This window comes from Rothia sp. HSID18067 (assembly GCF_003989445.1).
Classification (GTDB): Bacteria; Actinomycetota; Actinomycetes; order Actinomycetales; family Micrococcaceae; genus Rothia; species Rothia aeria.
This window is the reverse complement of sequence record NZ_RBMF01000002.1, coordinates 14,006-39,512: the sequence shown is the minus strand read 5'-3', so window position 1 is coordinate 39,512 and position 25,507 is coordinate 14,006. Positions and strand designations below refer to the sequence as shown.

Below are 25,507 nucleotides of genomic sequence, written 5' to 3'. Positions count from 1 at the left end.
GTGGCCGAACTGCCGGTAGTATATAAGTACATCCTTTCTGTTCACGAGGTGGAGCCTAATCTGCTCCACCTTGTGTTTTATATCACTCATAATGGTTTCTCGGTGGGGAAGGAACTTTCCCAGCCCCACCTTAAAGAACTTGCCTAGCGGCAGCACATTCTCGCAATAGCCAATGAACCCGCCGGTAGAATGGTGCCCATGACCTCACCAGCACCGGCTAAAACCCCGTCTCGTCCCATTCTCGCTGTCGTTGGCCCCACCGGCACCGGAAAAAGCGCTCTGGCCGTTGCGCTCGCCAAAAAACTGGGGGGTGAATGCATTAACGCCGATTCCATGCAGTTCTATAGGGGTATGAACATCGGTACCGCAAAAATTACTCCCGCCGAAACCCAAGGTGTTGCGCATCATCTGATCGATATTATGGACCTCACCGAAGAGGCGTCCGTTGCCGAGTTTCAGGCACACGCTCGTGAAGTTATTGCCGACATTACCAGCCGTGGAAAATACCCCATCCTGGTGGGGGGATCGGGGCTTTATGTGCGTGCTGCCCTCGATAAACTTGAGCTGCCCGGTACCGACCCTGCGGTGCGTGCCCGCCTTGAAGAAGAAAGCAGGGCCCACGGCATCGGGGCGCTTCGGGCACGCCTGGCGGACGTAGACCCGGACTCGGCCGCCAAACTGAACGATGAACGGCGCATTATTCGGGCACTTGAGGTGTATGAGGTAACGGGGCGCCCCTTCTCTGCGTTTATGCCCACCCGCGAGTACGTGAGCGACACTTTGCAGATCGGGCTGAACATGGACCGTGCTCGTCTGCACGAACGGCTCCACGACCGTGTGGTGGCCATGGAAAAGGCGGGGCTCTTGGCGGAAGTTGAGCAGCTTGCTGCTCGGGGGCTACGTCAGGGTAAAACAGCCTCCCGCGCCATCGGGTACGCCCAGTTTTTACGCGCCCTTGAATCCCAAACATCCGGGGCAGATCAACCATACACGGTGGCGCAGGCGATCGAAGACACAACTGTTGCTACCCGCCAGTTTGCCCGCCGCCAGCTCACCTGGTTCCGGGCCGACCCGCGCGTGCACTGGTTCGACGCCGAATCCCCGACCCTCCTTGAGGATACGCTCACGCTCATACAGGGCCATATTGCAGGTTCTGCTAACCTAGCCTAAACCACTACTCAACCTGTAGGGTTTGTTACAGGAGCCCGTCGGCACATTAGAATTTAGGAAGCAGCTCAACTCAATAAACCCTAAGAAGACTTATGACCACACTGGAAGCCCACTCGCCGCCCACCCTGCGTGACGCACTACTGGGCCGTGAGAACTCCCTAAATTTCATACGATTAATGCTGGCGGTTGCGGTGATTATCTCGCACGCCCCATACCTGGTTCTTGGGGTGGAGGCAACCAGCGCAATACCTGTGCTGAACCTCAGTCACCTATTGGGTGACTATGCGGTGAACATGTTTTTCTGCATCTCTGGTTTTCTGATCGCCCATAGCGCCCAGCGCGGCACCTTCGGCGGCTACCTGAAACGGCGTATACTCCGTATTTTCCCGGCCTACTGGGCCTCAATCCTGTTTGTTGTATGCATTGGTGCACCACTGGCGAACTATACCGCGCACTCAGGTAGCCCGTGGACAGCACAGGGGGCTTTGGAGTATGTGGGGCACAACTTCGACTTATTCTTCCTGCAGTATTCGCTTTTTGACGGACCCTCCCATGTGCCCTATGAAAACTCCTGGAATGGCTCGGCATGGACACTCAGCTACGAGTTCTTGGGGTACTTGGTGCTCATCCCAATCTTCTACCTGCCCGCGTTGAAACGAAATTTTCACAGGGTGGTACCCACGGTGTACCTGTTGAGCCTGCTGCCGTTTTTTATTTTTACCGCCGCCGGGGCGACAAACAATACGTTTTGGGAGGTGGCACGCCTGTACCCCATGTTTTTCGCGGGAACACTCCTGTACGTTTGGGGGAATAAAATCAGGCTCCACCCGCAGGCAGCCTTAGCGTGTTTCTTGGTTCCTTTTGCCCTGCAGTTCGTAGCCCCTAGCGTGGTGTTACAGCTTATCCAGCCCGCCTACGCGTACGGTATCTTGGCGTTGGGGGCGCTTATCCGTGTCCCGCTGTGCCGCCGGAATGACATCTCTTACGGCATGTATATCTACGCGTGGCCGGTGCAGGTGATCCTTCTCATGCTTGGCAGCGAGCCGCTGGGGTGGGTGCTCAATGCGCTGCTGACCATTGTCGTGACCGTGCCTATTGCCTGGTTCTCGTGGCGGTATATCGAAAAACCGGCTATGGCGTTGAAACACTGGCAGCTTATGCCCGCTAAGCCCGTTGACCGCCAGACGGAAGCGGACGGCACCGAGGCACACCCCGTGCTGGTGCAGGTAAGCACACCCCAGAAGCGGTAGAATTCTCACAGAGACACCGCACAACTACGAAGGGGCAACGAACGCATGAGCGAGAACGCATCAGCCTGGGCAGATCTTACCGGGCGCGCCCTCACTAAAGGGCAGGGCACCGGTAACGACTTTATTTTCATCACTGACCCCAAAGCCGAGGCGGTACTTGATGCCGATCTGGTGGCGCGTGTGTGCGACCGTCATTTCGGGCTGGGCGCCGATGGGTTTATTCGCGCTGCGCATACCGAAACGTTCTCTACAGGGCAGAAAATCCTGGAAAAACACCCCGAGGCCACCTGGTTCATGGATTACCGCAACGCCGATGGCACGATCTCAGAAATGTGCGGGAACGGTGTGCGCGCCTTCGTTGAGTATCTGCGCACCGAGGGGTTGATCAGCCTTGAAGTGGGGGAGCACGTGAGTATTGGCACCCGCGCCGGGGTAAAAACTGTGGCCCGCACCGACACCGGGTATGCCGTAGATATGGGCCCCTGGAGCTTTATCCACGGTGATGCCGCGCGTGAGGGCGGTGAAGACTCGCAGGTTTCCGCACGCGGGCTTAAGACCCCGCGCCCGGCTTTATCCATCTCTATGGGCAACCCGCACACCGTGGTCATGCTCGGCAGCGACGGGAAACTCGACGGCCTAGACCTAGGCGTCGCCCCAGTGGTCACCCCCGCCCCGGAGAACGGCACGAATGTGGAGTTCGTGGTGCCTCTCGAACTGGAGCATGACTCCGGCGACACCGGGGTCTCAGGGGAACAGTCTGAAGTGGGAGCCATTCGTCTGCGCGTGCACGAGCGCGGTGTGGGGGAGACCCTCTCCTGCGGCACAGGCGCGTGCGCAGCTGCCGCAGCCACCCGCTTCTGGGGAGGGGAGGACGCACCCGACGAGTGGCTCGTACATGTTCCTGGAGGCACCCTCGCGGTGACCTTCGTCCTGGGCCCCGACGACCTAGAGCACGTGGTCCTCGCTGGGGGCGCACAGATGGTGTATACGGCGCAGCTGAGCTAGCCGTACCCCACGCCCCGTGCACCTGTATGCGCCGGGGACGGAAGCGGGTTAGGAGCGAAGAACCTCCAGCACACGGAACCCTTTAGAAGTAGCGTACCTGCTTACCGTGAACTCTCCCTCGAACCGCTCTAAGAAGTGCGCATCCAGCCATTTTTGCAAAGAATCAGACCCCAAATTCTTTTGAACCACCAGATAGGCTGCGCCACCGGGGGCTAGCCGCGGAAGCCACGTGAGCAGAATATCGTGCAGAACCTCTTTACCCACGCGAATCGGAGGATTGGACCAGATAGTATCGAAACGTAACGTGGGATCTACCTCATTGGGGGTGCTCACCGAGACGTTATGCAGCCCCAAAGCGCGGGCATTCTGTTCGGTGAGCGAGAGCGAACGGGAATTCACATCTACCGCATAAACCTCAGCCTGCGGGGCGAGCATCGTTAAAGATAGCGCAATGGGCCCCCAGCCACACCCAATATCGAGCATATATTTCCCGTGCGGGGCAGGTGCCTGCCCCAGAAGGACAGCGGTCCCTTTGTCTATTCCCGAAGGACTAAAAATACCGTTAGCGGTCGTTACAGAAACTTCACGGCCCGCCAGCTCAACCTGAACCGTGCGCGGCTTGAACTCGGTTTCAGGGGACGAGGAAAAATAATGCTGTTCGCTCATGCCTACCAGTGTACGGGACGTATTACGCCCACGCCCCGCAGCATCCCGCTCCTACCAGCCACCGATTCCAGCGTACTGCTTCGCTGCGGGCATGAGGCAACGGAACACCGCGACAGCCCTGCATCCGCCCGGTAGAATAGAAACCACCTATGAATTCAATGCAAAACACTGAGAACACCACAAATAACCCCGGCGAAAAACTGCCCAGTGATGAGCAGCTACGCCGAACCGTAGAACGAGTCCTGGGTCGTGCAGACGCAGCGGCACAGACCACTATCTACCCCGAAAGCACCGGTAGCACCGCACAACGCCGCGTGCTCGATACCCGTGCCCGAGAAATTTCCGATAATCAGCGGGAACACTCAGAATTTGACGGCGAGCAGGAAGACCTTGCCGAACGCCGCGCATTACGCCGAGTCGCCGGGCTTTCTACCGAGCTCGATGATGTGACCGAAGTCGAATACCGTCAGCTGCGCCTAGAACGCGTGGTTCTCGCCGGGCTATGGACCGAAGGGACCGTCGAAGATGCTGAGAACTCCCTGCGAGAACTCGCTGCACTCGCCGAAACCGCAGGATCTGAAGTGCTGGACGGGCTAGTTCAGCGCCGCCTCAAACCAGATCCCGGAACTTTTCTTGGCTCCGGAAAAGCCCTCGAACTCAAAGACATTGTGCAGGCAACCGGTGCCGATACCGTGATTGTCGATTCTGAATTAGCGCCCTCACAACGACGAGCCCTCGAAGATATCGTCAAAGTCAAAGTGATCGATCGTACCGCCCTGATTCTGGATATCTTCGCTCAACACGCGAAGTCCCGTGAAGGCAAAGCACAGGTCGAACTTGCCCAACTCGAATACATGCTCCCGCGTCTGCGCGGCTGGGGTGCATCCCTGTCACGCCAGGCAGGTGGGCGTGCCGCATCCGGTGAAGGCATTGGTTCACGCGGACCCGGTGAAACCAAAATCGAGATGGACCGCCGCCGTCTGCGTGCCCGCATGGCAAAGCTCAAGCGCGAAATAGCCGCTATGGCGCCCGCCCGTGAAACAAAACGTCTGAACCGTAAACGCAACAGGGTACCCTCGGTTGCTATCGCGGGGTATACGAACGCCGGTAAGTCGTCGTTGCTGAATCGCCTGACCGACGCCGGTGTCCTGGTGGAGAACGCACTCTTCGCAACTCTGGATCCGACCGTGCGCAAAGCACAGACTCCGGACGGCATCGGCTATACGCTTTCGGACACTGTAGGATTCGTGCGCTCACTGCCTACCCAGCTCGTGGAAGCATTCCGTTCCACGCTCGAAGAGGTAGCCGATGCAGACGTGATTCTGCATGTGGTAGACGCATCTCACCCAGACCCTGAGGGGCAGATTCGCGCCGTACGTGAGGTTATCGCAGATTTAGATGCTCGCCGTATACCCGAGATTATTGTGCTCAATAAAGCGGATGCGGCTGATCCTTTTATCCTCGAACGCATGCGCCAGCGCGAACTGAACCACATCATCGTCTCGGCGCGCACAGGGGAGGGCATTGACGAACTCAAACAGAAGATTGCGGATACTATCCCGCGCCCTTCCATCCTGGTGAAGCTTCTCGTCCCTTATGACCATGGGGAGGTCATCTCCCGTCTGCACTCGTGGGATGCCGAAATTAAACGCACCGAGTTTGTCTCCGATGGCACTTTTATCACCGCACTGGTACGTGAGGACGTCGCCGCTGAGCTTTCAGAATACGTTATTAGCGGGGAACTGCTAGAGGTGCTTGAGTCGGAGCTTGCGGATGCTGCCGCAACACCGGTGGCCGCTTCGGGCAGCTAGGGGTTAAAGTGCAAGAGAGCGTGAGCGCCCCCACCGGTGCTGAAGCCGAGACCCTACCGGGGGCCCAGCCTGTGCTTCGTCTGCTTGACGAGGTGATTGAGGCAACGGGTGGTCAGCGACGTGAGGGGCAGCGACTTATGGCAGCCCATGTTGCTCAAGCTTTCGAGCTCGAGCGGCATCTGCTGGTGCAGGCTGGCACGGGAACCGGTAAATCTTTGGGGTATCTCATTCCCGCGCTTCACAAGGTTGACGACAGTAACAAACCCATTATTGTGGCGACCGCAACCCTTGCTTTGCAATCGCAGATCGTGAACCGCGATATTCCGCGTCTGCTTGCGGCACTTGAACCGCGCCCCGAGTCGCAGGCCCAGGTGGCGATTCTTAAAGGCCGCAATAATTACCTGTGCCTGCATAAGCTAGAAGGCGGGTACCCTGAAGAGGAGCCTGAGGCTCTCTTCGAAGCCCCTGGATCTTCTGGGGCGTCGTCTCGCCTGAGCGAGGAGGTGCAGCGTCTGCGTGCCTGGGCGGGACGCACCGAGACTGGTGATCGTGATGAAGTGCGCCCCGGTGTCTCAGATAGGGCCTGGGCGCAGGTGTCTGTGAGTGCCTCAGAATGCTTGGGACGGCGCTGCCCAATGGTTGAGGAGTGCTTCAGCGAAATGGCGCGTACCCGCGCCAACGAATCGGATATTGTTATCACCAACCACGCGCTGCTGGCCATTAATTCGTTTGAAGGGCTGGGCGTGCTGCCTGAGCATGACATTGTCATTATTGATGAGGCGCATGAGCTTGCCGACCGGGTGACTGGCGCAGTCACCGGATCCCTGTCGGCGGCGATGGTGCGCCGCGCCGCTCAGGGTATTCGTAAGAACTCAAAGGCTAGCCCGGCCGCTTTGGAGGACGCGGCTTCATCCCTTGAAGAAGCGTTTCTGGGGGTTCCGGAAGGTTTGCTGAAGGGCCTTGACGGGCGCCTACTCACTGCTGTGTCGGCTGTGAATGACGCCGCCCGAGGTGCACTGTCGGACTCTAAAACGGATTCGAAAGAGGTGGACGCTGGCCTGCAAATGGCACGTTCGCGTGTTTCTGAGGTGCATGAGGAAAGCGGGCGTATCCTTGAAGCTTTCGAGAACCGGGAGGTTCTGTGGGTTTCTCGCCCCCGGGTGTTTGAGAACGGCCGTTACCATGATGCGAATGATACGGACCCGGCAACTTTGCATATTGCGCCTTTGAGTATTGGTTCTCGTCTGCGGGAGGGCTTGTTTGAGGATCGCACGGTGATTCTTACGAGTGCCACACTTGCGGTGGGCGAGTCGTTTGACGCTGCTGCCGGTGCGCTTGGGCTGATGGGTACGGGTGCTCCGCGCTGGGAGGGGATTGATGTTGGATCTCCTTTCGACTACCCCAAACAGGGGGTCATGTATGTTGCTGCGGATCTGCCTAAACCCGGTTTTGGGGTGAGCACCCCGCAGCTTCAGCGGCTTCTCGAATTGTGTGAAGCAGCTAATGGCGGCGCGTTGGGTTTGTTTTCGTCGAAGAGAGGGGCCGAGCAGGCCGCAGAGTATGTGCGTCAGCACAGCGACTTGACGGTGCTTCTGCAGGGGGAGTCGTCCCTGCGGGCGCTTGTTGACGAGTTCACTGAGGATATGGATGCGTGCCTGTTCGGCACGATGAGCCTATGGCAGGGTGTTGACGTTCCCGGAGATTCGTGCCGGTTGGTGGTGATGGACCGGATCCCGTTCCCACGGCCGAACGACCCGTTGGTGCAGGCCCGTACTGAGGCTGTTCAGGCAAACCGAGGTAATGGTTTTATGGCGGTTTCGGCGTATCATGCTGCGATTCGTATGGCGCAGGGGGCAGGGCGATTGATACGTTCCGTGCACGATCGCGGGGTAGTAGCAATCCTTGACTCTAGGCTGGCGACTCAGCGATACGGTGGGTACCTGATGCGGGCGATGCCTAACCTTTGGACCACCCAGGATAAGAATGTTGTTTTGGGTGCTTTAGAACGGCTCTATCAGAGTATTGACTAAAAGCAATAAGATACGCGGGCTTAATGCACGTTGTATTCCGGTACTGGTGCCGAGACATAAACGTAGCGAAGCGTCCATAGATGTAATGTGAGAAAGGTAGGGTACCGTTCGACGGTACCCTACCTGGTGCATTGTGCGCTTATGGCTGCCTATAGTAACTAGTTAGTCTATCGGGGCAACTCGGATACGGTTCCCATCTAGATCACTTGCTACGAAAGTCATCCCAAATACATCACGATGGGGCTCTTCCAATATGACAACCCCTTGTTCCACCCAGGCTTGGTACTGCGTGAGGATTTCTGCATCGGAACCCTTGAGATTTATACATACCTCAGAGGTACGTATTGAAGTTTCATGAAGAGCATTGCTTGCTCCGGTCCACAACGCTAGCGAGACTCCCGGTGCTAAATCCATGGTGACATAGCGTGGTGAGGTAAAACTGACTTCAAGATTTAGAAGGCTCGTATAGAAGGACGCTGAGGCCTTGATATCCGATACATAGACAATAAAAACGATCTCACGGTCAATCATTGTGCTGTTATTCCTTTCTGGACATGAGACGGCTGAATACGCAGGAACGGAACCTCTAGCGTTGTGTCTTTTGAGAAAAAACGCGCGCAGGTCAGAAGGTCCCCGTTAGATGCTTCGCAGAACAGAAACTACTTTACCCATCACCGTGGCGCGGTCGCCGAGTATGGGCTCATATTGGGAATTTCGGGGGAGTAGCCAGGTATGACCATCTACTTGGCGGAATACTTTGACGGTCGCTTCGTCGTCAAGAAGAGCCGCAACAATGTCTCCATTATCGGCGGTGTGCTGTTCGCGAACCACCACCCAATCGCCGTCACAGATGGCGGCGTCGATCATCGAATCTCCTTTGACGCGCAGCATAAAGAGCTTGCCGCTGCCAACCAGCTGTTTGGGGAGGGAAAGCACATCCTCAACGGATTGCTCTGCTGTGATGGGCCCGCCCGCCGCTATGCGACCTACCAGAGGGATAGGCACCATATCCTCGTCGCTGACTTCAAAGGTAGGCAGCTCCGGAACTTTGGGCGCTTGGGTATTGGCACGTTGTTCGGAGTTTCCTGAGGCGTCCAGTACCTCAATTGCTCGCGGCAGCTTAGGGTCACGGCGAATATAACCCATTTTCTCAAGTCGCCCCAGCTGGTGCGTCACCGACGAGAGGGATGCAAGACCCACCATGTCGCCGATTTGGCGCATTGATGGGGGATACCCTTTCTGCTCAATCTCGGTGCGAATAGCGTCCAAAATCTTCTGTTGGCGCGGAGTTAGGGCCGGGCGTGGGGTCTCGGGTGCCATGGGTGCCTTCTTTCCTAGACTGCGGCGCCTGCTGAAGCGACTGATACGTGCGGCGTAGCGCCAATGGAACGATCGTTGCTCCTATTTTAGAACAAACTTCCTCAGAAACCAAACATTTATTCTAGATTTCCGGCGAATCTTCGAAGAAATTTTTAGTACACATCTACTAGAATTTGGAATAGAGATTCGATATACTCGGTTCTATCTAAGGAACACATCTTCGAAAGCAGAGGTTTGCTCATGATTGCTCATACATCCGGTGCATGTGTGCAGAGTCTTGCTAATAGCCCGCGTCCGAAGAAACGGGATGATTCGTTACTCGTCCCATCACCACATCAACACCTTTATGACAACCAGCCAGTGAAAGGACTCGTTATGGATACCCAGGTAAGCCCCGCTATTCCTTCCGGTCTAACGGTTATTCACCCCGCCCGACGTAAATCATCGGCGGCCGTGCGACGGCTGGCTCGGGAACGCCAACAGGCTGAACGGGCACGTTCCACGCACCGCGGCGGTTCGGCTGAGAACCCGGCTCAACAGATCTCAGTGACTCAACCACCGCGTAACACTCGAGTACCTCAGCAGCAGTCTAGCGGGCGCATCTTTTCGCCCATTAAATATATTCACAGTCGTTTGGGCCGCAGGGGTATGCTCCTGCTGGGGCTGCCGTTGCTCACACTTGCGGCCCTCATTGTGCTTGGTGCCATTACCCTATTAGCGCCCCAGGGCGCACAGGCTGGAACATCACAGCAGACTACGGCAGTTACTAAGGTGGTTACTGTCAAAGCAGAGCAAACCCTATGGGATATTGCTCATGAGGCGGACCCTGAGACAGACCCTCGGGACACGATTGTGCGCATCATTAAACTGAATGATTTACAGAACACCAAGCTTCAGGCTGGTCAACGGCTGGAGGTTCCTGCACGGTAAATAGTGGCTATGCGAAACATATTTTGTGGGTCGGGTGTGCAATAGCACCGTCTCAAAAGACCCTGTACCCTAGAAGTTGTGGGTTCAGTGCCTATGGTACAAAGCGATGAATCGGAGGAATGATGGCGCAGGAACAACCGGTCGTTGCGATCTTGGGGGAGCCTGGCACGTTCGGGGAACTAGCACAGGCTCTTGGACGCGCAGGGGCGCAGGTTCTTGTCACTAAAACCTCTAATGAATTGTTGGACGCTGATGGCATGATTATTCCCGGCCATACAAGCTCTCTTGAGACTTATCGCACGGTGCAGTCTTTCGATGCTGAACGTGTGGTGGGGCGTCGTGTGGCTGGGGGACGTCCAGTGCTTTTTGCGGGGGCAGCTTTTGGCATGTTGTTCGAGACAATGGACGATACGACTTCAGCCGGTACCGTCGAAGTTAAAGGTATGGGGGAGTGGCCCGGGCATGCCTGTAAGCTCGCTGCTGTTGGCGCCCCTCTCGGTGTACAACAGCTGGTGCCCGCACAAGAAAGTTCCCTGCTTCATAATCTGCCTGGAGCGCTGCGGTACAAGGCCGAAGATGGCGTGCTGCGGTGGGAGTTTGAGCAAAATATTGACTATATGAGAGCTCCTGCGGTGAGCTGGACACAGACTACGCCGCCGTACATTGCGGCGGTTGAGAATGGCCCGCTAACAGCAGTGCAGTTTTGTCCTATTGCATCGGGAGAGCCCGGTGAGGAGTTCATGCGCCGGTGGGTTGCCTCATTACCTATGACGGGGCGGATGCCAGTAGTGGTTGAGAACAACGTTGAGGAGAATTAGTCGTCCATGAACCCAATGTATTCCGGTCTGATACTCATGACTGTGGGAGCCTTCTTCGCGGGTGGGGGAATATCGTTTCGTAAGCAGAAATTACCGTTAGTTGCGCAGGTTATTATGTGGCTTATCGCTCTGGCGCTTTTTGGGTACGGGGCGTATGTAGCTTTTACTTTTGGGTCATAAGGGGCTGCTCATGCACTCTCAGCATTTGGGGAAGCTTCAGCTGCTTCCCGCTGTTGATATTTCTGAAGGGCGGGCTGTACGTCCGCTGGGCGGGCAGCTGTTGGGCACTTCGCAGAGCATTGATCCCGTGGCGGCCGCCATTACCTGGTGTGAGGCCGGTGCTGAGTGGATTCACCTGGTAGATCTTGATTTGGCTTTTGGCTGCGGCACTAATACTTCTGTGCTGGAACAGGTCATAGATGAGGTGCGGGACAGAACCTCCAACCGTATAAAGATTCAGGTAAGCGGCGGTATTAAAGATCACCGCAGCATTGAGTTGGCTCTTAGCTTGAGACCAGATCGTATTAATGTCACCTCAGCGGCACTGGCACAGCCCAGTTGGCTTGAACAAGTTCTTGAGGAACATGGCGAACTACTGGCCCTTGGGGTTGATGTCCGTGATGGTGTGGTGGTTGCCCGCGGTACCGATTGGCGGGGAGACACATTGGACGCGAGTATCATGTGGCTTGAGCGTGCGGGAGCTCAACGGTATGTTGTTACTGACGTGAGCCGTGACGGGGCGTTATCTGGGCCAGGCCTTGAGCCGCTGCAACACGTGTTGGCGCTGACCGGGAAACCGGTGATAGCTTCTGGCGGGGTGGCAAACCTTAATGATATTCGTGTGCTGCGTTGTATGACAGCCCAGGGTCTGGAGGCCTTGGTGCTGGGCAAAGCCCTTTACACAGGACGCTTTACCCTTGAGCAGGCGCTACAGGTGGCACACGGTACTGCGGAAGGTGTTAGTGTGCAGGAACAACTGGCGTGGAAACCGCCAACAGAGCAGGCAGAAAGCAGCGGTGAATGAGCGGCGGAGGGAATCACCAACACCACGGTCCCCAGAGTCTTCACGGCAAGCTCCCGGCCCATATTGCCGCGCAGTTACGTAGCGCCGGTCGTAAGACAGATACCGGGGGCCAGCCATGGAAAGGTCGCAACCTTGGCGAGGGCACCTCACAGACCCACCAGTTTTATGGGGATAATGGGCTGACAGAACCTGCCCTTGGTGCAGCATTGAAAGCATTTGCAGCGGGTGAGGCGAATGAAACAACAGTGGTGGATGCTCTTCGTGAGGCCCGGGTATTTGTTCCTGTGGTAGCACAGCTATCTCAGGTACATCTTACAGCTGAGGGGCTGGTCTCAGACAAAGAAGCAGATATGGCGCTGGTGAGTATTCAATCACCAGATGGCCGTAGGGCATTGCCTGTTTTTACCTGTGTGGACTATTTGACGCAGTGGCACGCCCAGGCGCGTCCTGTGGCTGCTTCGATGCGTAAAACATCGTTGAGCGCGGTGGAAGATAATAATCAGCTGATCGTGGTGAACCCGGGGCAAGACCCCACATTTGTGGTGCGTCGACCGGCGATTTGGGCTATTGCTAAAGAACAACCGTGGGTGCCGTCATACAACCACGGGGCGGTCTCCCAGGATGTGCGCCAACTTATTCGCCTGATGCCTCAGGTTGAGGATGTGCAGTTAGCGGCAGCGGCGGGGGTTGACTCTCGTTCTGCTAAGGGGCGTATTCTGGCAGGGGGCGGTCATGGGCCAGAACTTGAGATAACGCTGGTGCTGAAACCAGGCATGACACGGGAACAACTGGACGCTACTATTACTGATTTTCAGCAGCGGCTTGCTGCTAGCGAGGTTATCTCGGAGCTAGTGGATTCGGTGCAGATAAAACTTTCACAGGCTTCATAGATAGTGGCTGCTGTGTTGGGTAAGGCGAGCGGTGTTACATCATTACCAGTGTTTAGTGTTTCAGAATTCTTGGCGTGTGGCACATTCTTTCGTGGCGTTAGTTCGGAAACACATGTTGTTAGGCTTCTGCCGCAACAGTGTGACCGCTCATTTGGGACTGGTGTACCCATGTACTACTTCGATTATGCAGGGTACAGTATTGCGTTCATCTGTGATGAAAATACTTATCGTCCCAAAGGCGAGCAGATTGAGGTGTATGCTCCGGAGCTGGTGCTAGATGCGGCTTTGTGCTCCATCCTAACGGTTGAAAAATTTAACCTCAGCCCTTTAAAACATGCAGCCATTGAGGAGTATTCGGATGGGGACGAGTATGTGATTTTTCTGAGAAACGGGCTGAACCTGTATTACCTCTCTAACGGTGAGCAAGGTTTTTTCCTAGCAAAAATAATAAGCCAGCACGAGCCATCCCGTATTCTGGTGAGAAAAACAATGGCCTCTGCCCGATAGCACTGCCGGGTGAGATTCACGTATAGTGGTGCTCCACAGCTCACAAGGGTGGATATATTTATTACCTAATTAAATAATTAATGAGTGAAACAAGGGAGTTGGGTACGTATAGGTGGCACTTGCTAATCCAATAAATCTGGAGTCATCCTGCTAAAGCAGTCATATAAGTTTTTACCGATTAGATAGATATTTTGTAATTTTACTTCTTCAGGCATCGGCACACCATAATCATCAATATAATCCTCTTCATCCCACTCATTTTCATGATCCCAGTAGAAAATTTGCCCGATTCTTTCCCCTTGGGTGCATAGGCATATTAAGTCACCGAACTCATTACTTGATATTGGTAGAAAGTTATCCGGTATTCTATTTTTATATTTTTTAAGTCTTTCACTCATCGGGGAGGATTGTTCACCACTCTTCACAGGTGCTATAAAAAATCCTAAACCTCCGCCACCCCATGCAATATTACCTCCAACAGGAGGAATAGCATCATCTGGATAACAATATTCAGGAAGGTTGCTGTATGGTGTTAATCTATATTCTTTTATAAGTCCTGTTTCCCCACCATATAACTCAAGGTAATCTAAATAGTCAGCAAATTCTTCTCTAGTAATGTCTAAAAATTCAGACATTGTTTCTCGAAGGGTAGGGGCTAGCGGTTCAGATGTAAACCTTGCGACTCCACCCATTTCTTCAACTAAATTCTTAATCCTCATTTTAGTATCTCTTTCGATGATTATACTCAAAGATAAATACTGCAACACCGGGGTGAAGCATCTGTATACCAGTAATGCTTCAAAGGCGATCTTTGACCTGATTACGTTTATCGTATAATAATAAAATTATAACTCAGCGTCGCCTCGGTGTAAAGATATTAATTTTCAATCTACCGTGAAGAAATAATTTTACATCGTTAATTCTGGAATTTATGTAGATATCAATAATTCCCCTCCTCCTCTAAATGTGTAATTCAAAGATTAAAATATTTCTTCTCATAAGAAATATTTATGTCATTTGCCATAATAATAAAAGGAGAAGACTCTAAATCGGTATTATTAAATCTTAGGAAAAAATAATTTTCTTGTTCCGCGGGCAAATAGGTATATTCTTTACTACTAATAATTTCTGCAGCAGTAGTGTTATTGTCAATATCTATAGTCCATGTTAAACTTCCGGATAAATATTTAGTGTTGTATAGGTCAATATTATAATTGAGATAGTAACTTGGATCGTAGCTGGCAATAATATTTAATTTGGTAAAATCAAGTGAAGTGACTTGAAAATCCAGCCAGTCAAAATTTGTTTTTATATGATTATTAAATTTTGCTATTTTATACTCTATAGATTTTTTCATTCTTTAAATCCCTACTGTGCAGTCACCGTTTCGCACGCATAGACCCATTCTTGCATATCGTCTACTCTTGAGCGAAGTCATTCCCTAAAAATTTTATTGTTGCTACAGCCTGAAACCTTCAGAAGTCCATATGTGGTATCAGCAGTGATATTGCGAGCTGACGACTAACCCCGTTCTGTAGATCGGCAACTTGCTGTTTAGGCTAAATATTTAATATAACCTTCTGGGTATTTACCTTCCCACGTATAGGGGAAATAACCTTTTAGGTAACACTTTGCCAGTGAATCAATAAAATAGTCAACTTTATCAAAGGCATAATGTTTTATGAGTATTTCTGCATCACGCATTACCTCGTCTATAAAATAAGTATAAATATTATTTTCTGCACCTAAACCAGTAAGCTTTTTATCTATCGAAGCAAATGTTTTGTCAAGAGACAGGCCTATTTTGTCCTTATTGCTTGAAGAAAAATATATTTTATTAATATTTTTCATATATTTATCTTTTAAATTCCCATAATATTTCTTATCAAGTAGACACTCTGAGAGTTTAATACCTTCAACGGGTTTTTCTAGATCAAGAGTCAGGAAAATATTTTCAATATACTCTATGCCATTTTCCTTTACGTCACCCTCTTCTTCAAGGGGAAGGTTCTTAATACTTTGTGAAAAATATGTGAGAAGCTGGGTGTGGTTATCCAGTAGGCTGTTCATTTCTACGATCAGGCCTGATCGCCGGTTGGGAACTAGTGATACGAATAAATCAATTATTTCTCTTTTTTCTAATATACTGATATTTGAGTCTGTAATACTTTTAAAGATTAGGTTCTGCGCCTTTCCTATCTCATTTACTCTGATGTATTTCTTAATTATTTCTAATTTATTCATTTTATTATCCTCTGATTTGATATGTTGGAACTATTTATTAAATTTTAACAGGAAGTGCAGAGCTCTGGTGTTGCCCGTTAAGTCTATCCAGCTCGGTACAGGGTGTACTATCGCTGCACATTCTATGAATAGTCTGGTGACGTTTCGAACGATAGGCCGTTTGAGCTACATATTATCCGTAATATATCACTCATAATTTATTGAGAATCAATCCAGTGATTTTTAATTAACCAATGTTTTAAATCATCCATGAAATAAGGGTTTATGTCCTTTAGGGATGGAAATCTTTTTTCATATTTTTTCATGGCTTTTGGGAAAAAATTATAAAACTCTTGACCTATTATTTTACGCTGTGCAGGAACGTTGTTTATATAGGGTTTGTAATCTATTTCTTGTGTGACAATGTCTATGTATATAAAATTATCACTTGAATAGTATCTGGCACCGGATTTCCACCCGCTCCAACTGTCTAAACATCTCACGCAGATCCCTATATTTACGGGAAAATTACTAAATTTATTGATTATCTTTTCTATTTCTTCTAGTTCTTCCCTGAGCTGTGAAACATGAGTCCAAGAAGGAGAGTCTGAAGTTGTCTTAAATTCCACGATAAATAATCTTTATGGATTGCACTTGTTGCTGAAGAGATACTTGTGCGGGGCAACCGCTCGTGTGGAATGCCCCGCGCTTAGAGATATAGGTAACGCAGCGACTGCTGGTTCTGGGTTGAGGTGTTATAACATGCTGCGCAGACTTAGCAGACCGGTCCAGTGAACTTTTCTCCAGGGCCCTGGCCAGGTTCGTCAGGGATAGGGGACGCTTCACGGAATGCCAACTGTAATGTGCGTAGCCCGTCGCGTAGAGGTGCGGCGTGCTGTGAGCCTATTTCGGGTGCAGCGGCTGTAATAAAGCCTGCAAGTGCTGTGATGAGTTTCCGAGCCTCGTCAAGATCTTTGAGGTCCTCAGCGTTCTGTTCGGCACCTAATCCGCATTTGATAGCAGCGGCGCTCATCAGGTGAACGGCTGCGGCGCCAATAATTTCGATGGCTGGAACATCCGCGATGTCGCGCATTTGGGCGTTGAGGGCTTCAAGCTGTTCGGCGTCCAAATCTGTGTGTCCGTGTACCGGTTTGCCGTGCTCCGCCTCGAATGTAAACTTCTGTGTTTCGTTAGTCATGCCTCTAAGAATCTCATAGTTACAGGGTTTATAAAAGAAATATAGGTCTCTACAGCTCCGCGCTGTGATGGCAGGTGATGCGGGGCAGAACTGGTACTTAGGGGAATCAGGGTGTTGCGCACGAAAGCAGCCAGCGGTTCCCTTGTATTAGGCGGCAGCATGGGGTAAACTCTTGTACTGTTTGCAAGTGGATTGTACTCCCACCCGCATTCACCGGTTCGTACAGTCACCGTAGCGTGGCTAAAGGGACAAAGGTCTCTAAGATTATGGTGGTCGGGTTTTAGAACGACCAACCGGTCGTAAGTGTAGCCTCCGCTTGTAACATGCGGGGGCTTTTTAGTTCCCGTCAACGGATATATTCACGGGGAAACCCACTATGTACAGGAGTTAGTCATTAGCGAACCGCGCATTAATGATCGAATCCGTGTTCCGGAGGTCCGACTTGTTGGCCCCGGCGGTGAACAGGTAGGCGTCGTGCCTTTGGCCGATGCTCTGCGCCTTGCAGAGGATGCTGAACTTGACTTGGTCGAGGTAGCGCCGAACGCAAAACCGCCAGTATGCAAGCTGATGGACTACGGCAAATACAAGTACGAGGCGGCTGTTAAAGCCCGTGAGTCCCGCAAGAAGCAGGTTAAAGCCGTTCTGAAGGAAATCCGTTTCCGGCTGAAGATTGATACCCATGACTACGAAACCAAAGTGGGGCACGCACGTCGTTTCCTTTCTGGCGGTGACAAAGTCAAGGCAATGATTCAGTTCCGCGGTCGTGAACAGCAGCGCCCCGAGATGGGTGTGCGTCTACTGGAACGCTTGGCCGAAGAACTGGCTGAGGTGAGTACTGTTGAGTCTCGCCCCCGCCAAGACGGCCGTAACATGGTGATGGTGCTGGCTCCGCTACGCGGTAAGGCAGAAGTACGCCGTGGACAGGGCGGCGGTGGACGCAAGGGTCGTGAACGTATTGATACGACCAAGGCAGAGCCTGTAACGAACTCGCTGGCGGACGCAATGCCCGCCGAGTTGAAAGCGCAGGCTTCCGCAGAATAGAATTCGGTGGGAACACCCCGCTGGCGCATACATGCGGCGGGGCTATAGTCCTGCGGGTTCTGAGGTATGAATCCTCACTATTTCCGTACCGTGGGGAAAGCGTCCCTTTCCCCAGTAAAACTACCCTGTGCGTATGTGCGGGGGTGATTGTAAGGAGAACGGCAGCTATGCCGAAGCAGAAGACCCACTCTGGTGCTAAGAAGCGCTTCAAGCTCACCGGCAGCGGCAAGGTTAAGCGCCAGCAGGCGAACCGCCGCCACTACCTGGAGCACAAGTCCTCCCGTCTGACCCGTCGTCTGGCATCCGACCAGATTGTGACCGGTGGTCAGGCAAAGGTTGTCAAGAAGATGCTGGGTAAGTAGGCTACCGCTTACTTCTCGCTAGAGGCGGGTGCATTCCCGCACCGACGATGAAAGACTCGCTCCTACAGGCTGGTTCTGAGGCCTTGTAGGACATAAGACGAAGGAGACACACGTGGCACGTGTGAAGCGCGCGGTTAACGCGCACAAGAAGCGCCGTACTATTCTCGACCGAGCATCCGGCTACCGCGGTCAGCGTTCGCGCCTGTACCGTAAGGCTAAGGAACAGGTCACTCACTCGCTCGTTTACAGCTACGACCACCGTCGTAAGAAGAAGGGCGATTTCCGCCGTCTCTGGATTCAGCGCATTAACGCTGCATCCCGTGCACAGGGGTTGACCTACAACCGTTTCATTCAGGGGCTCAAAGCTGCTGGTGTTGAGGTTGACCGTCGTATGCTCGCTGAGCTGGCCGTAAACGATACCGCAGCGTTTAACGCCCTGGTTGAGATTGCCAAGAACAACCTGCCTGAGGACACCTCCGCGCCGAAGGCTGCATAAGAACGGTTGTTACCCCCGTCATGTGCGGGGTAATTAAGAGCTTGAACGGCTGCCGCATATTGTATGCGGCAGCCGTTTTGCTGTACGGTGCCTTCCCGAAAGCATCGCGGAAGTGACGGGCATTGGGAGGGCTTTGCCTGTACTCTTGAAGAGTGAGTTTTCTTGAACGAATCAGTTCCCCAGTGATTATGTCGAACCCTCAGGCCGATCGTGTGCGTGATATTGCGAAGCTACGCACCCGTGCTGGCCGTAAACGGGGACAGTTTTTGGTTGAGGGCCCGCAGGCTGTTCGTGAAGCGCTGCATGCGCACCTGCGCCGCCCGGTGCTGGATGCAGTATACGTGACGGAAGAGGCGTTCGACCGCCACCCCGACATTGCCGAGCTATTAGAAGAGGTGCACGGCACACCCACACCCGAGCAGGGGCGCCGTGTTTTTATGCGTGTGGTGACGGACGAGGTACTACAAGCGATGGCCGATGCTCTCACTCCTCAGGGCATTATTGCAGTGTCGTTTAAACTGGATGCCCCTGCCGGACGACTGTGGGGTGAGGGGGCGCTGAACCCGCGTCTTATTGCGGTGCTTTCACGTGTACAAGATCCGGGAAACGCTGGTACGATCCTGCGGGTGGCTGATGCCGCGGGGGCTGATTTGGTGGTGGCGTCAAAGGGCACAGTGGATTTATATAACCCGAAGACAGTGCGGGCAACAGCCGGTTCGCTATTCCACGTGCCGCTGATTCAGGGTGTTGATCTTGAAGATTTTGCGGAGGACGCCAAATCTCAGGGAATGACGGTTTTGGCCGCTGACGGGTACGGTACGGTGGATCTGCAGCAACTGGTGGAGTACTCTCTGGCACGTCCCGCTAATATCGAGACGCCCGTTCCGGCTGGGGTGAAAGGCTCATTCGACTTATCGAAACCAACTGTGTGGTTGTTTGGGAATGAGGCACAGGGGCTTAGCAGCGAGGAAAAAGCGGCGTCGTCAATGCGCGTGGCGGTTCCCGTCTACGGGGCGGCTGAATCTTTGAACGTGGGCACAGCGGCGGCCGTGTGCCTGTACGCCTCGGCGATGGCGCAGAACCGCCCCTAATGAGCGGCATGTATTTAAGTTTTGTTCTGACTGACCGATAGATGGAGAGCTATGTCTGCCAATTCTAGTCATTCCGGTTCCGGCGCGATTATTGCGGCGCTCGTGGCAAACCTGGGCATTGCGGTGCTGAAATTTGTGGCGTTTATTCTAACTCGTTCTTCTTCAATGCTCGCCGAAGCCATTCACTCGGTGGCAGATTCAGGGAACCAGCTTCTTCTGCTAGTGGGTGGGAAAGTATCCCAGCGTGCCGCTGACGAAGAGCACCCATTCGGGTATGGCCGTAACCGCTATATTTACGCGTTTATCGTGTCGATTATTATCTTTGCCCTAGGTGGGCTGTTTGCCCTGTATGAGGGGTACGAGAAATGGCACGACCCGCATGGCATTACCGAGTGGCAATGGGTTCCGGTGGCTGTGCTGGTGGGCGCCATTCTTCTTGAAGGCAACTCATTCCGTGTAGCGGTCAAAGAATCCCGCGAACTGAAGGGAACACAAGGGTGGTTCCGGTTTTTGCGCACCTCAAAAAACCCAGAGCTTCCAGTGCTTTTGCTGGAGGATGCAGGTGCCCTTTTGGGCCTGATTCTGGCGCTCTTTGGGGTGAGCATGACCCTGCTGACTGGTAACGGGCTGTGGGATGCTGCCGGTACTCTGGCGATCGGGGTGCTGCTGGTGGTTATTGCCGTGTTTTTAGCTTCCGAAATGAAGTCGCTGATCCTGGGGGAGGCAGCAACTCCCGAGGATCTGGCAAAGATCCGCACGGCTATTGAGAACGGTGATTCTGACCGACTAATCCATATTAAGACCGTTCATTTGGGGCCCGAGGAAATTTTGGTGGCGGCTAAGATCCGCATCCACGATGCTGATACTGGTATTACTGTGGCAAACGAGATTGACGAGGCGGAGGCACGGATCCGTGAGGCTGTTCCGGCGGCACGGGTAATTTATTTGGAACCGGATGTTTATCGTCCTGCGGAGGCATAGAAGCATGATGACGCATTACCCGGTGCAGGTGGTGGGCGCGGCAATTTTCGATTCGCTTCAGTCTCCTACCCGGCTGTTGGTTGCCAGGCGGTCAGCGCCTGAGGCATTAGCTGGGTTGTGGGAATTCCCCGGCGGGAAGGTTGAGCCGGGGGAGTCCTGCGAAAAAGCGCTCGCCCGTGAGCTTGCGGAAGAGCTGGGCGTGCAGGTTCAGCTGGGGCAGGAACTTACGGGGCCGCACCCCCAGGGCTGGGTGCTGAACAATAATGCGGCGATGAGGGTTTTCTTTGCTGAACTCACGTTGGGTGAGCCTCACCCTTTACAGGACCATAGCGAGCTGCGGTGGCTTCCGCTGGGGTCTGACCATAATGCCTCCGCAGTGCTGAGTTTGGAGTGGATTCCTGCGGATTATCCGATTGTGGAGGCTTTATTGGCCGCGGTACATGCCGTTGGTTAGGTTTTTATTCCAGTGAGCTGGTGTGTTCTGTCAAATTGTTACGTCGGTTAGCTGTTTTTCCTGCGAAACTGCGGTCAGCAAGCTTGCCCTCGGCTGGGGAACGGAAACGTAACAGTATTCAAAAATACATCTTTCTATAGGTGATTTCCCCTTACTTTAAAGGGATTATTAAAGATAGTATGAATTATTATGCTGACGGTATGTAGCTAAAAGATAGTCACAGTCGAATCTGTCACCGGAGGCAAAAAAGTGTGTGTAGTGACACATCTCAGCTTGGGAGTCGTGGCACACGGATACTCTAGAGTGTTAATTAGAGAAGGAAACTCTAACGTTATGGTGATAAAGCTATGAACTTTTGGGCCGCATTTACAGGCAACTTCCTTATCGGGCTGCGCGAAGGCTTAGAGGCTGCACTTGTGGTCGGTATCCTCATCGCGTATATCCATAAAACTCAACGAACCCACCTCCTTCCCAAAGTCTGGGCGGGAGTAGCCTTTGCGGTCGTGGTATCACTAGGATTTGGGGCACTTCTCACCTACGGTCCTAAAACCCTCACCTTCGAAGCTCAGGAAGCAATTGGCGGTTCGCTCTCAATCATCGCGGTCGGTTTCGTCACCTGGATGATTTTCTGGATGGCAGAGAATGCCCGCGCGCTTTCCGCAGAACTGCACACTAAGCTCGACGCGGTGCAGGGCAGCACCTGGGCGGTCGTTCTTCTCGCAGCCCTCTCCGTTGGGCGTGAAGGGCTGGAAACCACCCTATTTATCTGGTCGGCAACACAAGCCGCAACCGCAGAGCAGGGCTCTGCCGATTCCGCACTGCCCGTTTATGGGGCGCTTACTGGAATCATCGTTGCAGTACTCCTCGCGTGGGCTATGATGCGCGGCATTATGAAAATTAACCTCGCCAAATTCTTCACCTGGACTGGTGCGTTCCTCATTATTATCGCCGCAGGTGTACTTTCCTACGGGCTGCATGACCTGCAGGAAGCAAATATTCTCCCCGGGATCAACAACATTGTTTTTGAATCCTACAAATACATTGACCCCGGCAGTTTCCTCGGCACTATGCTAAAAGCGGTCTTTAACCTCTCAAGCACTACCACCTGGATTGAAGCCATTGCCTGGGTGCTGTACGTCGGTATTATCATGACCCTCTTTTTCCGGGTGCAATTGCGCCACCGTCGCGTGCGCCAAAGCAGTGCGCCTAAGAATGTTGCCGCTGCGGCGAACAGTACCCCTGAAAATGGCGGTACTACCACAACACAGCCGCTATCTAACGGTACCCCCTAGATTTTCCCCTGTCCCCAAACAAAGGAAAACACACTATGCGAAAGTCACTTGTTTCCGCAGGCGCCCTGCTGTCGGTTAGCGCCATCCTGCTGACTGGTTGCACCGACAACCCGAAGAATAATGCTAGTTCCTCGAACTCCTCAGGCGGCACCTCAAACGACGGCAATATTTCGGTTACCTCAACCGATACCGCCTGCAAACTATCAGCCACCGAAACCAAGGCTGGCAAGGTCACCTTCAAAGTCAAGAACGAAGGTACCAAGGTTACTGAGTTCTATGTGCTTGGTTCTGACGGATTGCGCATTATCTCAGAGGTCGAGAACATCGGCCCCAACCTCACCCGTGAGCTGGTGGTTGATCTGCCCGAGGGCTCCTACAAGACCGCCTGCAAACCGGGTATGGTCGGTGACGGCATTCAGGGAGACTTTAAGGTCACCAAGAACGAGAACGCTAAACCCGTGGCTGAGGACATACAGAAGCTACGCGATACCGCCTCCACCCAGTACGCCTCGTATGTGAAAGACCAAGTTGAGTCTCTGCAAACCAAGACCGAAGAGTTCGCAAAGCTCTACGCAGAGGGCAAGACCGAAGAAGCTAAAGCCAAGTACGCTCTCGCCCGTCTTCACTACGAACGTATCGAACCTGTAGCGGAAAAGTACGGCACCTCCCTTGACCAGAACCTGGACGCCCGCGAGGCTGACCTGCAGGAAGGCAAGATCAGCGAGTGGAGCGGCTGGCACAAGATCGAGAAGGATCTGTGGCAGCCCAAGGCCGATAAGAATGACGGTAAGGAGTACACCCCCCTCACGCAGGATGAGCGGAAGAAAGTCGCAGACCAGCTGGTCAAGGACACCAAAGAACTGTACGACCACGTACACTCCGAGAAGTTCGCGCAAGAGCTGAAGGTTGATGACATCACCAACGGCGCGAAAGAACTGTTGGACGAGATCGTACACACCAAGACCACCGGTGAGGAAGAAAACTGGTCGCACACCGACCTCTACGATTTCCAAGGCAATATTGACGGCGCTAAGGTTGCCTACGAAAACGTACGCCCCATCCTTGAGAAGAAGAACGGCAAGCTCTCCAAGAATATTGAGAGCAAGTTCGCGGCTGTGCAGACTCTGCTCGATAAGCACAAGAGCGGTGACGACTTCAAATCCTACAAGGAGCTCAGCGAGGCTGAGGTACGTGAGCTTTCTGACGCGGTGGGTGCACTCGCTGAGCCGCTCTCCGAGCTGACGGCTGCTGTTGTTGACGAAACCGGCAACGACACGTCCACCGAGAAAGAATCAGCGGGTGCTTCCGCATCGGCTTCAGCCTCGGCGGGGGCATCAAATAGCGCGGGTGCCTCAGGTTCAGCCTCAGCTACCGGTAGCTCTGGCGCATCAGCAGGGTCCTCGGCATCAGCTGGGTCTACCTCAGACGATTCAAGCGCCAGCGCGGCAGGCTCAGCCCAGTAACAACAACGGGCACGCAGTCTAGGCAGAGCCAGCACTGACGGCCCCAGCGGGGTGCAGAAAATCCCACACCACACCCCGCTGGGGTAAGCCGATAACACCGCATCAACACACACGCATGGCCCGTATTCCATAACTGAAACCCATTAGGGAGAAACCACATGCGCGAAGAAAATTACCCGGTGCCCCCAACAGATCAGGGCACCGCACCGCACGGAACTAACCGTCGTGCCCTCCTAACCGGTACCGCACTGACTGCTGTTGGTATTGCCACAGCAGGTACACTCGCCAGCTGCGCTACCGAGCAGAAGCAGAACGACAGTAAAGATAATAAGAGTCAGGAGGTGAAAGATACCCACTCTTTCTTTGGGGAGCACCAGAGCGGCATTTCCACCGAAGTGCAGGATCGTATGTACTTTGTGGCTCTCACCCTCAAAACAACCGATAAAGAAGAAATCAAGAAACTTTTTAAAGACTGGACTGCCGCTTCCCAAAAGCTCATGGCTGGTGAAGTTGTGGGTGATGTCTCCACTTATGAGGCCCCGCCGAAGGACACGGGAGAAGCCTACGATCTTTCTGCCGCGCATCTGACTCTCACCTTTGGGCTCGGCCGGTCGTTCTTTGTCGATAAGGATAATAAAGACCGTTTTGGGTTCAAAGACAAGCTGCCTGCTGCGCTCGTCAATATCCCTAAAATGTCCGGTGATGCCCTTGACGATAAACGCAGCGGCGGGGACCTGTGCATTCAGGCGTGTGCCGATGACCCCCAGGTGGCCTTCCACGCCATCCGTAACTTAATCCGTATTGCTGCGGGCCGGGCCGTGGTGCACTGGAGCCAGCTAGGGTTTGGGCGCACCGCATCGACTTCTACGAGTCAGGTGACGGCACGTAACCTTTTCGGTTTCAAAGACGGTACGAACAACCTCAAAATCCAAGAGCCGGAGCTGCTGAAGAAACATGTGTGGGCTTCCTCCGAGAACTCTGAGGGAAACCCCGACTGGATGAACGGCGGCACCTACCTCGCAGCACGCCGCATCCGCATGATTATTGAAACGTGGGACCGGTCCCGCCTGCATGAGCAAGAAGATATTATTGGGCGCACTAAAGTATCAGGCGCGCCGCTCTCAGGCGGAGAGGAATTTACCACCCCAGATTTCAATATGAAGGGTAAAAACGGCCCTATCATTCCCGATGATTCGCATATGCGACTCATGCACCCGAACCAAAATAATGGTGTTCAGATGCTGCGCCGCGGGTTTAACTACACGGATGGCTCCGACGGACTTGGACACCTGGATGCTGGGCTGTTCTTTATAGCGTTCGTCTGTGACCCGCGCACCCACTTCATCCCGCTTCTGGATACCATGACCCAGTCCGATGCGCTCAGTGAGTATCTTAAACACACCGGCAGCGCCGTTTTTGCGGTACCTCCCGGTATCAAAGACGAGAACGATTTTATCGCTTCTGGGTTGTTCTAAACCGCTGAGT

The 25,507-nt window shown here is 53.3% G+C and carries 28 protein-coding genes; 20 read left to right on the top strand and 8 right to left on the bottom strand.

The genetic code is table 11. From position 1 onward, the window contains the following. The first annotated feature begins 198 nt into the window (after nucleotides 1-198). From miaA to dapF, 3 genes are all read left to right on the top strand, one after another. Nucleotides 199-1,170: a tRNA (adenosine(37)-N6)-dimethylallyltransferase MiaA gene (miaA, locus tag D8M23_RS05250; protein WP_126853977.1), complete on the top strand. Its 972-nt coding sequence runs from the start codon at nucleotides 199-201 to the stop codon at nucleotides 1,168-1,170. Nucleotides 1,171-1,262: 92 nt separating this feature from the next. Continuing rightward, the gene (locus D8M23_RS05245) at nucleotides 1,263-2,420 is read left to right on the top strand and encodes an acyltransferase family protein (protein WP_126853976.1); all 1,158 of its coding nucleotides are present in this window, start codon (nucleotides 1,263-1,265) and stop codon (nucleotides 2,418-2,420) included. Between the two features lie 45 nt (nucleotides 2,421-2,465). Next, the gene (gene dapF / locus D8M23_RS05240) at nucleotides 2,466-3,425 is read left to right on the top strand and encodes a diaminopimelate epimerase (protein ID WP_094758304.1); all 960 of its coding nucleotides are present in this window, start codon (nucleotides 2,466-2,468) and stop codon (nucleotides 3,423-3,425) included. Nucleotides 3,426-3,473: 48 nt separating this feature from the next. Here the strand turns inward: dapF and D8M23_RS05235 are convergent, their stop codons facing one another. Continuing rightward, on the bottom strand, nucleotides 3,474-4,091 hold the full coding sequence (locus D8M23_RS05235; RefSeq protein ID WP_126853975.1) for a class I SAM-dependent methyltransferase: 618 nt from the start codon (nucleotides 4,089-4,091) through the stop codon (nucleotides 3,474-3,476). 158 nt (nucleotides 4,092-4,249) lie between these two features. Here D8M23_RS05235 and hflX point away from each other — a divergent pair, with 158 nt between their 5' ends. Further along, complete coding sequence (hflX, locus tag D8M23_RS05230; RefSeq protein WP_126854437.1) at nucleotides 4,250-5,902, top strand: GTPase HflX; 1,653 nt, start codon at nucleotides 4,250-4,252, stop codon at nucleotides 5,900-5,902. A gap of 20 nt (nucleotides 5,903-5,922) precedes the next feature. Continuing rightward, nucleotides 5,923-7,932 (top strand): ATP-dependent DNA helicase, encoded by a 2,010-nt coding sequence (locus D8M23_RS05225; RefSeq protein WP_174234617.1) that lies wholly within the window; start codon nucleotides 5,923-5,925, stop codon nucleotides 7,930-7,932. Between the two features lie 162 nt (nucleotides 7,933-8,094). Here D8M23_RS05225 and D8M23_RS05220 read toward each other — a convergent pair whose 3' ends face one another. Next, nucleotides 8,095-8,463 carry a VOC family protein gene (locus D8M23_RS05220; RefSeq protein ID WP_094758307.1) on the bottom strand — a complete coding sequence of 123 codons (369 nt, stop codon included), beginning with the start codon at nucleotides 8,461-8,463 and terminating at the stop codon, nucleotides 8,095-8,097. 105 nt (nucleotides 8,464-8,568) lie between these two features. Next, entirely contained in the window at nucleotides 8,569-9,252 is a 684-nt protein-coding gene (lexA, locus tag D8M23_RS05215; protein ID WP_006888969.1) for a transcriptional repressor LexA, read from the bottom strand. A 375-nt stretch (nucleotides 9,253-9,627) separates the two neighbouring features. Here lexA and D8M23_RS05210 point away from each other — a divergent pair, with 375 nt between their 5' ends. The 6 genes from D8M23_RS05210 to D8M23_RS05190 all read left to right on the top strand — a co-directional run bounded on the left by D8M23_RS05210 (nucleotide 9,628) and on the right by D8M23_RS05190 (nucleotide 13,421). Then, on the top strand, nucleotides 9,628-10,182 hold the full coding sequence (locus tag D8M23_RS05210; RefSeq protein WP_161971652.1) for a LysM peptidoglycan-binding domain-containing protein: 555 nt from the start codon (nucleotides 9,628-9,630) through the stop codon (nucleotides 10,180-10,182). Between the two features lie 122 nt (nucleotides 10,183-10,304). Continuing rightward, nucleotides 10,305-11,000 carry an imidazole glycerol phosphate synthase gene (locus tag D8M23_RS05205; protein WP_126853972.1) on the top strand — a complete coding sequence of 232 codons (696 nt, stop codon included), beginning with the start codon at nucleotides 10,305-10,307 and terminating at the stop codon, nucleotides 10,998-11,000. Nucleotides 11,001-11,006: 6 nt separating this feature from the next. Continuing rightward, nucleotides 11,007-11,180, top strand: a complete 174-nt coding sequence (locus D8M23_RS11825; protein ID WP_023132820.1) for a hypothetical protein — start codon at nucleotides 11,007-11,009, stop codon at nucleotides 11,178-11,180. A 10-nt stretch (nucleotides 11,181-11,190) separates the two neighbouring features. Further along, nucleotides 11,191-12,024: a HisA/HisF-related TIM barrel protein gene (locus tag D8M23_RS05200; RefSeq protein WP_126853971.1), complete on the top strand. Its 834-nt coding sequence runs from the start codon at nucleotides 11,191-11,193 to the stop codon at nucleotides 12,022-12,024. After that, nucleotides 12,021-12,914 carry an SseB family protein gene (locus D8M23_RS05195; RefSeq protein WP_126853970.1) on the top strand — a complete coding sequence of 298 codons (894 nt, stop codon included), beginning with the start codon at nucleotides 12,021-12,023 and terminating at the stop codon, nucleotides 12,912-12,914. Before D8M23_RS05200 ends, D8M23_RS05195 begins: the two co-directional genes overlap by 4 nt. Before the next feature lie 12 nt (nucleotides 12,915-12,926). Continuing rightward, nucleotides 12,927-13,421 (top strand): hypothetical protein, encoded by a 495-nt coding sequence (locus tag D8M23_RS05190; protein ID WP_161971651.1) that lies wholly within the window; start codon nucleotides 12,927-12,929, stop codon nucleotides 13,419-13,421. A gap of 122 nt (nucleotides 13,422-13,543) precedes the next feature. Here D8M23_RS05190 and D8M23_RS05185 read toward each other — a convergent pair whose 3' ends face one another. From D8M23_RS05185 to D8M23_RS05165, 5 genes are all read right to left on the bottom strand, one after another. Then, complete coding sequence (locus D8M23_RS05185) at nucleotides 13,544-14,140, bottom strand: SMI1/KNR4 family protein (protein WP_126853968.1); 597 nt, start codon at nucleotides 14,138-14,140, stop codon at nucleotides 13,544-13,546. A 254-nt stretch (nucleotides 14,141-14,394) separates the two neighbouring features. Beyond that, a complete protein-coding gene (locus D8M23_RS05180) occupies nucleotides 14,395-14,778 on the bottom strand; it encodes a hypothetical protein (RefSeq protein WP_126853967.1) in 384 nt (127 codons plus the stop codon). 197 nt (nucleotides 14,779-14,975) lie between these two features. Further along, nucleotides 14,976-15,665 carry a hypothetical protein gene (locus tag D8M23_RS05175; RefSeq protein WP_126853966.1) on the bottom strand — a complete coding sequence of 230 codons (690 nt, stop codon included), beginning with the start codon at nucleotides 15,663-15,665 and terminating at the stop codon, nucleotides 14,976-14,978. A gap of 197 nt (nucleotides 15,666-15,862) precedes the next feature. Continuing rightward, nucleotides 15,863-16,273: a hypothetical protein gene (locus tag D8M23_RS05170; protein ID WP_052186586.1), complete on the bottom strand. Its 411-nt coding sequence runs from the start codon at nucleotides 16,271-16,273 to the stop codon at nucleotides 15,863-15,865. A gap of 146 nt (nucleotides 16,274-16,419) precedes the next feature. Then, entirely contained in the window at nucleotides 16,420-16,842 is a 423-nt protein-coding gene (locus tag D8M23_RS05165) for a DUF1844 domain-containing protein (RefSeq protein WP_023132813.1), read from the bottom strand. Between the two features lie 357 nt (nucleotides 16,843-17,199). Here D8M23_RS05165 and infC point away from each other — a divergent pair, with 357 nt between their 5' ends. The 9 genes from infC to efeB all read left to right on the top strand — a co-directional run bounded on the left by infC (nucleotide 17,200) and on the right by efeB (nucleotide 25,497). Further along, nucleotides 17,200-17,883 carry a translation initiation factor IF-3 gene (infC, locus tag D8M23_RS05160; RefSeq protein WP_080727408.1) on the top strand — a complete coding sequence of 228 codons (684 nt, stop codon included), beginning with the start codon at nucleotides 17,200-17,202 and terminating at the stop codon, nucleotides 17,881-17,883. A 167-nt stretch (nucleotides 17,884-18,050) separates the two neighbouring features. Next, the gene (gene rpmI / locus D8M23_RS05155; RefSeq protein WP_004006287.1) at nucleotides 18,051-18,245 is read left to right on the top strand and encodes a 50S ribosomal protein L35; all 195 of its coding nucleotides are present in this window, start codon (nucleotides 18,051-18,053) and stop codon (nucleotides 18,243-18,245) included. A gap of 112 nt (nucleotides 18,246-18,357) precedes the next feature. Next, nucleotides 18,358-18,741 (top strand): 50S ribosomal protein L20, encoded by a 384-nt coding sequence (gene rplT, locus D8M23_RS05150; protein WP_006888986.1) that lies wholly within the window; start codon nucleotides 18,358-18,360, stop codon nucleotides 18,739-18,741. Nucleotides 18,742-18,929: 188 nt separating this feature from the next. Beyond that, nucleotides 18,930-19,832, top strand: a complete 903-nt coding sequence (locus tag D8M23_RS05145) for a TrmH family RNA methyltransferase (RefSeq protein ID WP_232018634.1) — start codon at nucleotides 18,930-18,932, stop codon at nucleotides 19,830-19,832. 51 nt (nucleotides 19,833-19,883) lie between these two features. Continuing rightward, a complete protein-coding gene (locus D8M23_RS05140; RefSeq protein WP_126853965.1) occupies nucleotides 19,884-20,813 on the top strand; it encodes a cation diffusion facilitator family transporter in 930 nt (309 codons plus the stop codon). 4 nt (nucleotides 20,814-20,817) lie between these two features. After that, on the top strand, nucleotides 20,818-21,267 hold the full coding sequence (locus D8M23_RS05135) for a (deoxy)nucleoside triphosphate pyrophosphohydrolase (protein ID WP_126853964.1): 450 nt from the start codon (nucleotides 20,818-20,820) through the stop codon (nucleotides 21,265-21,267). 347 nt (nucleotides 21,268-21,614) lie between these two features. Then, nucleotides 21,615-22,559 carry an iron uptake transporter permease EfeU gene (efeU, locus tag D8M23_RS05130; RefSeq protein WP_126853963.1) on the top strand — a complete coding sequence of 315 codons (945 nt, stop codon included), beginning with the start codon at nucleotides 21,615-21,617 and terminating at the stop codon, nucleotides 22,557-22,559. Between the two features lie 35 nt (nucleotides 22,560-22,594). Next, nucleotides 22,595-24,022 (top strand): iron uptake system protein EfeO, encoded by a 1,428-nt coding sequence (efeO, locus tag D8M23_RS05125; RefSeq protein ID WP_126853962.1) that lies wholly within the window; start codon nucleotides 22,595-22,597, stop codon nucleotides 24,020-24,022. A gap of 158 nt (nucleotides 24,023-24,180) precedes the next feature. Beyond that, nucleotides 24,181-25,497, top strand: coding sequence for an iron uptake transporter deferrochelatase/peroxidase subunit (gene efeB / locus D8M23_RS05120; protein WP_126499787.1), 1,317 nt, complete (start codon nucleotides 24,181-24,183; stop codon nucleotides 25,495-25,497). The last annotated feature ends 10 nt before the right edge of the window (nucleotides 25,498-25,507 follow it).